Genomic DNA, 14,508 nt, shown 5'->3' on the forward strand with positions numbered 1-14,508 from the left:
ATATTAGGGGGATAAAGATAAAAATGCACATTAAAGATCGAAGTTCGATTCATGAAAATAAAGAAGTAGAAGCGTTTTGGAAGGAGCAATTATCTTCCGAGGTTCTCGATTTTTCTGTATTTAAATTTAATAGCGATTACCAACTAAATAAAGAAACACCTTGTGAATACGTTCAAGTCATAGTGAATGTAGAATTTAGTAAAAGTATACAAAAAATAAGTAAGTCTCAAGATTTATTATTATTTAGCTGGTTTCAAGCCGCTTTAAGGGTTTGTTTGGCACATTATACAGATCAAGAAAGAATTACTATTGGTATTCCTATAATTGAAAAGAATCTTGAACAAAGTGAGAATCTTAATAAGTTGATTCCTTTAGGAAGTGAAATCCAGCCGCATCACACCTTTAAACAATTAGTAAATGAGATTGAACAAACGACTTTATTCGGGTATGAAAATCAGGAGTATCCGCTCTCTGAATTATTAGTTAAACACAATTTAACTCCTTTTCAAATTGTAATCGGGATGGAAGGATTACATAATGAAAATTCGCTAGAAGAATACGCAGAGAATAATTTAGCCCTATGGATACGAAGAAAATGGAATGAAATACATAATGAATTTGAATTTCAAATTTCTTGCAAGTCCCGTTCATTCTCTTCTTTGCAACAGTTTGCCAATTCGTATTGTTATGTTTTAAAGCAAGTTTCACAAAATCCGAATTTGGCATTGAAAGATATTTGTATTATTGCAGAAGAAGAAAAAGAGTTGTTAGAAGGATTGAATACTTTTCAAACGGGCATAGACTTGTTTCAATCATTTCAAGATTTGTTTGAAGCGCAAGTATTAAAAACTCCAGATCAAATTGCTGTTGTTTGTAATGATCAATCTTTGACATATAGAGAATTGAATAAGAAAGCGAATCAATTGGCTTCTATTCTTCAAAGTAAAGGTGTTTCAAAAGAAAGTATTATTGGTGTTATGGTAGATCGGTCATTAGAAATGATTATTGGTATGATGGGGATTTTAAAAGCAGGAGCAGCGTATTTACCAATCGACCCTAACTACCCAACTGAACGAATTGAATATATGTTACAAGATAGTCAAGCAAAATATTTACTTAGTAAGCGAACAGAGGAAGTATTGCCACAATTTGCAGGTGAAGTACTGTATCTTGATAAAGAATATCTTTTTCAAGGTGAAGAAAGTAATTTAGTTCGAGAACATAATCCTAATGATTTAGCTTATGTTATTTACACATCAGGATCGACAGGAAATCCAAAAGGGGTAATGATAGAACAAAAATCGCTAGTTCATTTTTTAAATGTAATGAGAGAAAAAGTAAAAGCTAATCAATCATTCTTGTTTCTTGCTAGTGTATCTTTTGATATTTCCTTGTTAGAAATATGTCTTCCTTTAACGCAAGGTTCAAAAGTAGTAATTGCTACAGAGGACCAGTTTGCAACAAAAGAATTGTCTCATTTGGTCAAAAAACATAAGGTGGATTTATGGGAATCAACGCCATCGCGAATGGAAGTGATTTTGAGTGATCCAGAAGGGGCGATTTTTCTAAAAGATTTAAAATCTATTTTATTAGCAGGAGAATCATTTTCCATTGATTTGGTTGAAAAAATTCGTTGTATCAGTGAAGCAACAATTTTAAATATTTATGGTCCCACAGAAACAACCATTTGCGCAACAGTAAAAGACTTGAGCACTTCCAAAGAAGTTACGATTGGCAAACCTAACCCGAATTATCATTCCTATATATTGAATAAGTATGGCCAATTAAAACCATTTGGAATTCCTGGTGAACTCTGCATTGCTGGCGTAGCGGTAGCACGAGGGTATCTTGGTAAAAATAAACTGACAGATGAAAAATTTGTACCGAGTCCTTTTGCGGCAGGGGAAATGATGTATCATACAGGTGATCTCGTTCGTTGGTTGCCTAATGGAGAACTTGAATATTTAGGTAGAATGGATCATCAAGTGAAAATTCGGGGGTATCGGATTGAATTAAGAGAAATCGAAACTCAATTAAGGGAATATCCAGAAATAAACCAGGCTATCGTTGTTGATCAAGTATATGGAAATAGGAAATTATTAGCTGCCTACTATGTATCGGATAACAAGGTGTCTTTTGGTGAAATCAGAAAATATTTAAGTGATAAATTACCTGAGTTTATGATTCCTGAAAAAATGATTCAGGTAGAAGAGATTCCATTGAATCCAAATGGAAAAGTGGATAGAAAAAGATTGTTGGATATAACACAAACGGATTATGTATCAATTCCATACGTTGCTCCGCGCAATGAAATTGAACAAAAATTAGTGCGTGCATGGGAAAAAGTTATGGAGATTGAGGGAATCGGTATTCATGATAATTTTTTTGCATTAAAAGGAGAATCTATTAAAGCACTTCAGGTAATTAATTTATTAAGAAAAGACTGCTTAAAAATAAGTACAACAGATTTTTTTAAGCACCCCACAATCGCTCAATTGAGTTCTTGTGTAAAGTTAGAGCATAAAGAGGAAAACCTTGAAAGTAGACCAACTCATGTTAAAGATTTGTCTAAGCCATTTTCCTTAACAGAAGTTCAGACAGCGTATATGATAGGACGGAATTCACAGTTTGAATTAAGCGGTATTTCACCTCAAACATATTTTGAATATGAAACAGCATTGGATATCAATCGTCTTTCAAAAAGTTTTCAAAAGGTAATTCATCGTCATCCAATGTTGCGAGCTGTAATTTTACCAGAGGGAAAACAGCAAATATTACAAAGCGTTCCTGATTACGAGATTGAAATAGTGAGTCTCATAGATTTAGATGATAGGAATCAACATGCTCGCTTACAAGAAGAGCGTTCTCGAATGACTAACCATGTATTCCCTTTGGGGCAATGGCCTTTGTTTGAATTGAAAGCTTTTCTTTTAAAAGAAGACACGTATTTATTATGTTTTCGATACGATGCTTTATTAATGGACGGAGCAAGCATGAACATTGTTGGACAGGATTTGTTGCATTATTATTATAAACCAAATCAAAAATTAGAATCTTTATCTTTTGATTTTCAAGATTATATGTTTATCTATGATGAAATGGAACAAAGCGAAGAATATAAAACAGCAAAAGATTATTGGACAAGTAAGCTTCCTGACTTTCCGTTTGCACCTTCTTTGCTGTTAAAAAAGGATCCAGCAGAGATTGCTACTCGGGTGTTTTTGCCCATCCCCTCGAAAAGGGGGAATAAGAAAAAATAGGATGTTTTTGTAGATGGAGCGCCAGAGTTACTGTCGTGGACTGAAAAATATCATTCAATACAATTGTGCAGTACATTTTTTTAAAAATTTGTAGTAAATATTTTGGTAACAGTGATCTGTGTGACAATAGAACCGAATCATGAAATAAAGCGTTAGCGGAGATTAACGAGCAATAATAAGAGGCGTTTACTATCTTTTCAAATAAATGTTTTTGTACTTATGGTATACTATATGTACTTTCGTTTTTACGAAATCCCTAGAAAGTATGTAGAAAAGGTTCTGACTTTTTTGTTAGAACCTTTTCTTATTTTTTCGTAACAAATGCTTCTTTTAAATTTCTGATCCAAACAGCTTTATGTAAATCGGTATGAGAAATCCAATTCCCTGATTCATGAGAACCGACAAATTCCTTATAAATGGGATGCCAAATAATAAGATATGTTTCATTTTCATATTGTATCTCATCAAATTGCCGCAGCGATTTTCCTAATATATCGGATTGGCCGATAGGTATGGCCCCTTTTTCTAAAATTTCTTTAAACTGTTTCAAAGGCATCACACTCCTTAGCATAGGTATATGTATATATTTTTTAAAGATGTATTTTTTCCTCTTTTATTATAGTAAATGAAGAGTGGATATTTTAAAAATACATGTAGAAAATGCCCTCTATACATAAGGGGTGAATGTCAGCTTTGTTATATTACTATGTATATAATGAAAGATTTATTGATAGGTTGATAGGTTATTAGATAAGTAAATTAGTTATAATTAATATATAGTTTTAATTATATAAAAAACCATAATAAAGAAAGGAGTTCAATCTTCATTAGAGTGAACTCCTTCCTTTACTATATTTTATATTAAGACATAGAAGAACCTTTAAATCTTTGTTAGGGGTAAAGATTTAAAGAAAAGTTTAGCTTAATGTCATTTTACATCATTGCGTTTCTAATAAAATTGATAATTAATATTCTCATTATTAAGATTATTTAGGTGTATAATACAAAAGTATAAATGCTAACTTAAATATGTACATTAACGCTTGAATAAATATGTACATTTTCAATTGGATTCTCCATACTGACTCTGAGGTGGTTAGTATGTATATTAAGCTAGATATTCAAACAGAATTTGAGGTTAAAAGTCTTTCAGACTTACCAAATTTTAAAAAACTAATGGGGAACTTAAAAATGAAGATAAATAAAAGTCAATTAGCCAGAGAATTGAATGTGGATCGGCGTACCATAGATAAGTATTTGAATGGTTTTACACCAAAAGGGACAAAAAATAAAACATCGAAAATCGATACATATTATGAAGTGATTGCAGCTCTTTTATCTAGTGATTCTAAACAAATCTTCTACTACAAACGAGTGTTATGGCAGTATCTAACAGACAATCACGGTTTAAAATGTTCACAGTCTGCATTTCGTGCTTATATTAATAGAAAGCCTGAATTTAGAACATATTTTGATGAGGGGAAGCGTATTTTATCAGGTCATTCAGTGGGTGTCCGTTATGAGACACCTCCAGGAGAACAAGCTCAATTAGATTGGAAAGAAAGCATACGATTTGAAACCAAAAGTGGCGAAATCGTATATGTGAATGTAGCTGTACTTTTATTGTCCTACTCGAGATTTAAAGTTTTTCATTTGAATATTTCAAAATCACAAAGTGTTTTAATGTCATTTATGACAGAGGCATTTGAAATGTTTGGTGGTGTACCGAAGGTAATTGTCACGGATAATATGAAGACGGTAATGGATGAAGCTCGAACAGAACACTTTACAGGAACGATTAACAATAAGTTTGCCCAATTCGCTCAAGATTTTGGATTTAAGGTACAACCTTGTATCGCAGGGCGACCAAATACCAAAGGGAAAGTAGAAGCGCCAATGAAACTTCTAGACGAAATTCATGCTTATCAAGGAAGATTCACTTTTGAAGAATTACATGAATTTGTGCAAAAATTATGTGCAAGAATTAATCAAACATTTCATCAAGGGACTGGTAAGATTCCAGTGTTTGCCCTAAAACAGGAAAAGAATCTCCTACAACCACTCCCGAAGAGCGCGATAAGAGATTCCTATATGATTAAGCATAAACTTGTAAAAGTTAATACATCAGGCATGATATCTTACAAATCGAATCAATACTCAGTTCCAGCTGAATATCAAGGTAAAACCGTCGGTTTACAAGTATATGATAATCAAATATATGTTTATCATAACATGAAGTTAATTGTACAACATAAAATCAGCCAATCTAAGCTCAATTATAAAGAAGAACATTATAAAAAAGCATTGGCTAAGTCACTACCTAAATATCCGAACATTGACAATTTGGCGAAACAAAATTTATCAGTAATTGGTGAGGTATATAGAAATGAAGAATAGCTATCAACAATTAACAACAAACCTAGAGTATTTAAAATTAAAACAAATGGCACAACATTTAGGTGACGTAGTCGATTTTAGCATTAATAATGAATTATCCTTCGTAGAGACACTTGTTAAACTGACAAACTATGAGATTGATGTACGAGAACAAAATATGATTCATTCTATGGTGAAAATGGGCGCATTTCCTCATAGAAAGGAGGTTGATGAGTTTGATTTCGAATTCCAGCCGAGTATTAATAAACAACAAATCTTAGATTTTATTTCTCTACGTTTCTTAGAGCAACAAGAAAACATAGTATTTTTAGGACCTAGTGGTGTTGGTAAGACCCATTTGGCCACGTCTATTGGTATAGCAGCAGCTAAAAAGCGAACAAGTACTTATTTTATTAAATGTCATGATTTACTTCAAAATTTAAAACGTGCCAAGATTGAGAATCGCCTAGAATCTCGTTTAAAGCACTATACAAAATACAAATTACTTATTATTGATGAAATTGGGTACTTGCCTATTGATCCGGAGGATGCAAAATTATTCTTTCAATTAATCGATATGCGTTATGAAAAGCGTAGTACCATCCTAACGACCAATATCAACTTCAAGTCTTGGGACGAAGTATTCCAGGACCCTAAACTCGCCAATGCCATACTAGATCGTGTCTTACATCATGCCACGGTGGTCAGTATTGTAGGACAATCCTATCGAATTAAAGATCATTTTAGCAAAGAAAATGATTGATTTTGTACATGCTTAAACAAGCGAAAATGTACATGTTTATCTTGACATTTACACAAAAGCACGTTCTATTGTAGAACGCGCTTTTCCTGAATGAGTCTATACTAATATTTCAAACCATTTTACATGTACATTATCATTATAACACATAACTGACAAAAAATAACGAAAAATCAAATTATTTAAAGGGGATTTATTTGACTTTTAATAATTTCTCTTGAAATAGGGTAGTATGTAAAAAGAAGCTTTTCTATTTAAGAGAGCTTCTTTTCTTCCAAATTATGTTCATATTCTTTAACTCTTCTATAAAATGTATTACTCTTCATGCCTACTCTTTGCATTGCTTCTACTGCAGTAATTTTATGATTTTTCCATTCTTGATAAGCTTCTTTAAAATTATCATCAATTTCAACTTTTTTGCGGCCAAATTTAACTCCTTTTTGAAGTGCAATTGTAATTCCTTCTTTTTGTCGTTCGCGGATTCTTTTTCTTTCATCTTCAGCCATATAGCTTAATAACTGTAAAATTAAATCTGAAATAAGAGTTTCAATTCCATTTAAATCTTTATATTTCATAGTGTTAAGAAGTGGCATATCTAACACAACGATATCAATCTTTTTTTCTTTAATTAATTCTTGCCATTCATCTAAAATCATTTGTTTATTTCTTCCCAAGCGATCTAAGGATTGAATATATAAAACATCGCCGTTTCTCAACATACGTTTCATAAGTTGATATTCAGGACGTTTAAAATCTTTTCCACTTGCTCTTTCTATAAAGATGTATTCTTCAGGAATACTTATCTCTGCTGCGGTTGCGAGTTGTCTCTCGATAGATTGATCTTTACTACTTACTCTAATATAAAAGAATTTCCTCATTATGTATTCCTTCCCCCATTTCAAATCACACACAATCTATATTTATAAAAATTTGTTGGTTATAAGATATAATTATTATATTTTAATGTCAAATTCTATACAACTCTCATGACATATTTCAAAAATAATTATGTTATAATTGTGAAACATTAAAAACTACTCAAACTCACCGTGTCAAAAAGTATACTTTTTGACACGGTGTAATCTATTATAATTATAATTCATAAGGAGATGTAGAAAACGATTAAATATGAATATTCAAAAAAGATTAACTATTTTAACTACAGATGAAATAAATCAACTTTATAGTAGACCTCTTTTTACAACTAAAGAGCGCGTACAATATTTTTCTCTTTCTCAAATGGAAACTGAATTGTTATATACTTTACGTTCAATAAAATCTAAGATTTATTTTATTCTTCAACTTGGATACTTTAAGTCAAAGCACTTATTTTTTCAATTTAACCTATGTGAAGTGGAAGAAGATATTCAATATATTCTTAAAGTTCATTTCAATAATGCTGACTTCTCAGATTTTGGATCTATTGATAAAAAAACTAGGCTAAATCAACAACAACTTATTCTTAAGCGCTTTAATTATTATCTTTGTGATTCACAATCTCGACTAGATTTAAAAGAACAAGCTCGTAGAGCTGCAGCTATAAGTGGGAAACCGATTTTTATTTTTCGCGAACTTATAAATTATTTAACTACTAAACGAATTATTATTCCTGGTTATAGCTTTATACAAGAGGTTATAGGAAATGCTATTACATATGAACAAAACCGCCTTATAAGGGTTATACAAAAACAGCTATCCGAGGCGGATAAACAGCATTTAAAAGAATTATTATATAATCCTTCTGGTTTATATAAGATTACTCGAATCAAACATGAACCTAAAGACTTTAGTATGAATGAAATTAAACGGGAAATTGAATATGGGAAAGAAATGTATCCTCTTTTTCAACTGGCCAATTCAATTTTGCCACAACTAAAAATTTCTAATGAAAGTATTAAATATTACGCTTCTTTAGTAGAATATTATTCCGTATATAAATTAAAAAGGTTTAATGAATCCCTTGTAAATCTTTATTTATTGTGCTTTATTTTTCATCGATACCAAAGAATGAATGATAATTTGATCAATAGTTTTATTTATAAAATGAGAAAATACAACGATGATATTTTATCCTTTGCAAAAGATCAAGTATATAACTATTACACAGAAAACCAGGAAGATTTCAAGAAAGTCGGAAATATTTTACAAGTTATAATAGATGAAAACATTTCCGAACATACAGTATTTAAAGACATACAAAGACGTGTATTTTCTATCCTAGACCGTCCTAAATTAACTGAGCTAGCAAATCAAATCCTGAATACTTCGAAGATAGATGAAAAAGCGTTCCGTTGGGAACGTATTGATACATTAGCTTTACAATTCAAGAGACAAATTCGTCCTATTTTTATGACGATTGATTTTGTTACAACAGATATTGAAGATCCTCTTATGGATGCAATACATTTTTTAAAAGAAGTTTTTATGAAACGAAAAGCTTTACTTAAATATGATATCGAAAATATTCCACAAACCTTTATACAAAATGGGGCCAAACGTTACCTTTACACGAAAGATGATGCGCATTCAAAACGTTTACTAATAGATCGATATGAATTTTTAATTTATCATTCTTTATGGTACCGCTTACAATCAGGAGATGTTTTTTGTAGAGATAGCATACAGTATAGAAGTTTTGAAGATGATTTAGTCGATGAAGATACGTGGGTACATAAAGAGAGTATGATTCAAGATTTCAATTTAACTAAGCTACAACAGCCCATCGAACAACATTTAAAAGAACTTGAAAACAAATTGGAAGCTCGTATCATCTCTATTAATAAAAGGATTACTTCTGGAAAAAACAAATATGTTCAAGTGAAAAAACATAAAAATCATCATTCTTGGACACTTCCATATACTCGATCTTCATCTCTTATTAATCATTCTTTTTTCGATGTATTACCACAAGTTGATATGAGGAGTATCCTGTATTTTGTAAATCAGCAATGCAATTTTCTAGATAACTTTGAACATATTCTGGGACGCTATGCCAATCAAAAAGCAAAGGATTATACTCTCATTCCATGTTTAATAGCTTGGGGAACAAATATGGGGTTATATAGAATGGGAGAAGTCTCTGATATAGATTTTTCAAAATTAGCTACTACATCAGCTAATTTTATTCGATTAGAAACATTAAAAGATGTAAATGATTGTATCAGTAATGCCACAAGTAAGCTTCCTATTTTCCCGTATTTTAACATTGATGATTTCATCCATTCAAGTAGTGATGGCCAAAAATACGAAACACAGATTCATACACTACAGTCTCGTCATTCTTCTAAATATTTTGGAATGAATAAAGGAATCACTTCGTATACAATGGTGGCTAACCACATTCCAATTCAAGCAAGAATTATTGGTGCAAATGAGCATGAAAGCCATTATGTATTTGATATTTTATACAATAATACAACCAATATAAAACCTACTATCCATTCTACAGATACACATGGAACGAATGAAGTTAATTTTGCTATTTTAGATTTGTTTGGTTACCAATTTGCACCTAGATATAAAGATATTCAAGCAACGATATCTCGAAATTTATATGGTTTTCAACATCCAAGCCATTATGAAGAATTGCTGATTAAACCTGTGCGTAAAATTAATACAGATCTCATTGTAAAAGAATGGGACAATATAAAACGAATTATGGTATCTCTTGCTTTAAAGACGACGACTCAAAATGTTATTGTTCGAAAATTAAGTTCTTATGCACGGAAAAATCAAACCAAGCGGGCACTATGGGAGTATGATAACATCATTAAAAGCCTATATTTTTTAGAATATATTGATTCATTATCGTTACGTCAAAATGTTCAAAAATCACTAAATCGTGGAGAAAGCTATCATAAATTACGTCGATCAGTATCCTATGCAAACTTTGGGAAACTTCGTTTCAAGACTGAACAAGATCAGCACATCTGGAATGAATGTAGTAGGCTGCTCAGCAACTGTGTTGTTTATTACAATGCGAGTATATTATCGAATTTATTAATAAAATCCAAAGATACAGGGTTTGAGATGAAAATGTTACAGTATATTTCACCAATTGCATGGCAACATATTAATTTTTATGGTCGTTATGAATTTAGTAAATCCCCAACAGTAGTAAATATAGAGGAAATTCTTGAGAGTATCAATAAAGATGATATTCTCACCAGCTTAACACGAGAAGACTCCTTGGAAGAATAAAGTATTGTTGTCCTTATTCCCCCTTTTCGGGGGGATGGGCAAAAACACCCTACTCCTAAATTCCAATCACTTACAAAAATCCTGGATAATAAAAAATGGACAAAGCTACGAAAGTTAGCACAAGAGAAAGAGGTAACGCCTTCCGCTCTACTTTGTACAATATATGGTGATGTGTTGGCATATTGGAGTAATCAACGTCGATTAGCAATTAACTTGACTGTATTTAACCGTTATCCTGTTCATGATGAAGTAGAACAGATTGTTGGAGATTTCACATCACTTATTTTATTGGATGTTGATGTAAAACCAGAGCAAACTTTCTTTACTAGAGTAAAAGAAACGCAAGCTACTTTATTAGATGGCCTTGAACATCGTCATTACGATGGAGTTAACTTTATTCGAGATTTTACTCGATATCATCAGATGACGCCAAAAGCAGTTATGCCAATCGTTTTCACCTCGATGTTAGCAGGTGCAGGTGCTTTCTCTTGGGAACAACTTGGTTCTCTTCGCTATATTCATGCTCGGACTCCACAAGTGTATTTGGATAATGTAGTAATTGAAAAAAATGGAGAGTTATTAATTAGCTGGAACTATGTTGAAGAGTTGTTTGATGTTGATGTAATAGAAGCAATGTTTTCCCAATTTGTTGACTTATTGGAACAATTGGTGAAACAAAGCGATATAACATCTTTGCATATGAAAGAATCGGATCAAACTCTAATTAAGCAATACAATGAAACAACAGAAAAAATACCTTCAACTACTCTGTATCAATTATTTACAGACCAAGTAAAACGTACGCCGGATGAAGTAGCAGTGGTATTTGAACAAGAATGGTTAACATACTCGGAACTTCATAAACGTTCTAATCAAATTGCCCACTTCTTAAAAGAGCAAGGTATTGGTCTAGGTGACAAAGTGGGTCTTTTAGCAAAAAGGCGAGTTGACACAATTGTTAATATGTTAGGTATTTTAAAATCAGGTGCCGCTTATGTTCCGATTGATCCCGATCATCCTTTAGATCGCCAAACATATATTTTAAAAAATAGCTCATGCAAGCTTTTATTAGAACCTAGTCTTTATGAAGAAAATCATTTGTCATTTTATACAACAGAAGATATGCCCGCTATTGCTGGTCCAGAAGATATTGCCTATATTATATACACTTCAGGAAGTACAGGAAAACCAAAAGGAGTAATTATTACTTACCAAGCGGTTACAAATACTATTCAAGACATAAATCAAAAATATGAGGTGAATGAAGATGATCGTATTATTGGTATCTCTTCCATGTGTTTTGACCTATCTGTATACGATATTTTCGGAGCTTTAAGCACAGGTGCAATGTTAGTAATGATTCGTGATCCGAGAGACATGCAAGAATTAATCCGCACTGTCGAACGTAGAGGGATTACAATTTGGAATACAGTGCCTGCAATCATGGATTTGGCATTGGAGCAAGTAGGTTCTCATTTTGAATATCCTTCTTTACGTTTAGTTTTACATAGTGGAGATTGGATTCCGCTTTCTTTACCAGAAAAAATAAAACGACATTTTCCGATTGCAGAAGTAGTCTCACTAGGAGGGGCAACAGAAGCATCGATTTGGTCAATTTATTATCCGATCAAACAGGTGGCATCACATTGGAATAGTATTCCATACGGGATGCCCTTGGCAAACCAAACGTATTATGTGTTGAACTATGAAAAGAAAATGTGCCCTGTTGGTGTAATTGGAGATTTATATATCGGGGGAGTGGGCCTTGCTAAAGGATATGTAAATGATAAAAAGAAAACAAATGAAGCGTTTGTGTCACATCCTGATTTTGGTCTTATATATAAAACAGGAGATTGTGGAAAAATGCATTCTGAGGGATATATTGAATTTTTAGGCCGCCAAGATTACCAAGTGAAAATTCAGGGATATCGAGTAGAGTTAGAAGAAATCTCTCATTGTCTTCTAACTTATAAACAAGTCGAACATGCTGTCGTAATTGATCAAACAGATGAGAACGGAATAAAATTTTTAGTTGCATATGTGGTAACTGAGCAAAATATTAGTACAACAGAACTACGAAAGCATTTGCGAGATCACTTGCCAGATTATATGATTCCTTCTTATTTTGTTTATTTGGACCAATTACCCCTGACTCCAAACGGGAAATTAGATAGAAAAGCGCTCCCTACTCCGGAGAAACAAAAAAATAAAGTATTTATTGCCCCAAAAACTGAAATGGAAAAAATATTAACTAGTATTTGGCAAGAAGTACTCAAAATAGATCAAGTTGGAGTAAATGATCATTTCTTCGCCTTAGGTGGAGATTCGATAAAAGCGATTCAAGTGTCCGTCAGACTGTATCGACAAGGATTCGAGCTTGAACCAAAAAATATATTTTCATTTCCTATATTAAGGGACATGGTTCAATTTGTTAAAAAGCTAGACCAGTTTTCAAGTTCACAAACAAATGATGTAAACATAATGAACGATAATAAAGCTACATTACTAAATGTTAAAGATAAACAACTTAATCAACATACACTTAACAAAATACAAGAAAAAATGCCGGATATAAAAATAGAACGTATTTACCCGTTAGCACCTTTCCAGGAAGTTATTTATGAGCATGCTACGAATGAACCTGATACAAATGCATATTTTGAACAAACAATTTGGGCACTTGAGGGGGAGCTGGATATTAAACTCTTTATTCAGTGTTTCCAACAATTAGTTGATCGTCATGATTCTTTAAGAACAATAATTGTGCAAGATGAACAAGCAAAACCTTGGCAAGCTGTTCTATATGATGTTCAAATAAATTCAGAAATAAAAAACTTGATTGAGATGACGAAACAAGAACAGCAAGAATTCCTAAAACAGTGGATGAATGAAAATTTAAGTCGAGGATTTAAAAATGATGAACTTATGACACGTCTCTGTATATTCCAACTAGGTAATAACGAGCATAAAGTAATTTGGAGTTCCCATCATCTATTATGTGATGGTTGGAGCGTCAGCATTTTGATAGACGAATTATTCCAGCTCTACGAAACTACAAATGCCGGAACTACGGCGGGGTTACCCATGGTAAAACCTTTTGAAACATTTATAGATTGGACTTTGGCACAAGATCATGAGAAAGCACGTCATTTTTGGCGAGATTATTTATCAGGATACAATCAGAAAATTAGTATTCCTAAAAAGAAAGTCCCATCTAAAAGTGAAGGGTTAAACTTCACTTTTATGGATTTAACATTAGACAAGGATTTGACTGATCAGTTACAGACATTTGTAACTAAAAATAATATAACTATGAATACGGCATTACTAGCTGTATGGGGAATATTGCTTGGCAAATTCAACGGAACGAGAGAAGTAGTATTGCCTAATCTAGTATCAGTCAGACCTCCCGAAGTAGAAGGAATTGAAAATATGTTCGGTCTGTTCACAAATGTTTTGCCTATCCGATTAGCATGGACAGAAACGCAATCTTTTGTGGACTTCCTGCAAAAGGTACAACTAGAGACATTGAAATGTAATGAGTATGCATACTATTCATTTGTTGATATACAAAAGCAAAGTGAATTAAAAACTGAGTTGACTGACCATCTTTGGGTTTTTGAAAACTATCCAACTAATCCAGCAATCTTTTCTTCAAATGAAAACAGACATTTTGCTATCACGGATTACGAAGTTGTTGATGAGCCACATGTAAAGTATGGAATTATGTGCTTCCCTGAAGAAAGACTTACAATAAAGTTTGGATATGATCAAACGGTATATGAAGCAGAGAAAATACAGGAAATATTAAATCACATCCATGGGTTAATCAACACGATTCTTCAAAATCCAATACAAACAATTTGTGATTACAAATTATAAAAAATGAAAAGGCGAGCAAGAACTCGCCTT

5 protein-coding genes and 2 pseudogenes are annotated in these 14,508 nt (G+C 32.4%); 5 read left to right on the forward strand and 2 right to left on the reverse strand.

Translation table 11 applies throughout. The annotated features are described in order from the left end of the window. Positions 1-23: 23 nt before the first annotated feature. Positions 24-3,254, forward strand: a pseudogene (locus tag ACXKY9_RS14435) (non-ribosomal peptide synthetase); the annotation flags it as partial. A 310-nt stretch (positions 3,255-3,564) separates the two neighbouring features. On the opposite strand, the gene ACXKY9_RS14440 reads toward ACXKY9_RS14435, so the two are convergent. Then, on the reverse strand, positions 3,565-3,816 hold the full coding sequence (locus tag ACXKY9_RS14440; protein WP_002133690.1) for a hypothetical protein: 252 nt from the start codon (positions 3,814-3,816) through the stop codon (positions 3,565-3,567). Positions 3,817-4,361: 545 nt separating this feature from the next. Here ACXKY9_RS14440 and istA point away from each other — a divergent pair. Next, positions 4,362-5,657: an IS21-like element IS232 family transposase gene (gene istA / locus ACXKY9_RS14445; RefSeq protein ID WP_000275580.1), complete on the forward strand. Its 1,296-nt coding sequence runs from the start codon at positions 4,362-4,364 to the stop codon at positions 5,655-5,657. After that, entirely contained in the window at positions 5,647-6,399 is a 753-nt protein-coding gene (gene istB / locus ACXKY9_RS14450) for an IS21-like element IS232 family helper ATPase IstB (protein ID WP_000798699.1), read from the forward strand. The genes istA and istB overlap by 11 nt, the downstream gene beginning before the upstream one ends. Positions 6,400-6,650: 251 nt before the next feature. On the opposite strand, the gene ACXKY9_RS14455 is transcribed toward istB, so the two are convergent. Beyond that, positions 6,651-7,274, reverse strand: coding sequence for a recombinase family protein (locus tag ACXKY9_RS14455; protein WP_001224533.1), 624 nt, complete (start codon positions 7,272-7,274; stop codon positions 6,651-6,653). 250 nt (positions 7,275-7,524) lie between these two features. Here ACXKY9_RS14455 and ACXKY9_RS14460 point away from each other — a divergent pair, with 250 nt between their 5' ends. Then, positions 7,525-10,596: a Tn3 family transposase gene (locus ACXKY9_RS14460; RefSeq protein WP_001025593.1), complete on the forward strand. Its 3,072-nt coding sequence runs from the start codon at positions 7,525-7,527 to the stop codon at positions 10,594-10,596. Between the two features lie 51 nt (positions 10,597-10,647). Then, a pseudogene (locus ACXKY9_RS14465) lies at positions 10,648-14,478 on the forward strand (non-ribosomal peptide synthetase); the annotation flags it as partial. Positions 14,479-14,508 lie beyond the last annotated feature (30 nt).

This window comes from Bacillus sp. 2175, from assembly GCF_057812155.1.

Coding starts and splice junctions, on each gene's coding strand:
- ACXKY9_RS14440 (WP_002133690.1), bottom strand. CDS start 3,816: ATGCCTTTGAAACAGTTTAAAGAAATTTTAGAAAAAGGGGCCATACCT.
- istB (WP_000798699.1), top strand. CDS start 5,647: ATGAAGAATAGCTATCAACAATTAACAACAAACCTAGAGTATTTAAAA.
- ACXKY9_RS14460 (WP_001025593.1), top strand. CDS start 7,525: ATGAATATTCAAAAAAGATTAACTATTTTAACTACAGATGAAATAAAT.
- istA (WP_000275580.1), top strand. CDS start 4,362: ATGTATATTAAGCTAGATATTCAAACAGAATTTGAGGTTAAAAGTCTT.
- ACXKY9_RS14455 (WP_001224533.1), bottom strand. CDS start 7,274: ATGAGGAAATTCTTTTATATTAGAGTAAGTAGTAAAGATCAATCTATC.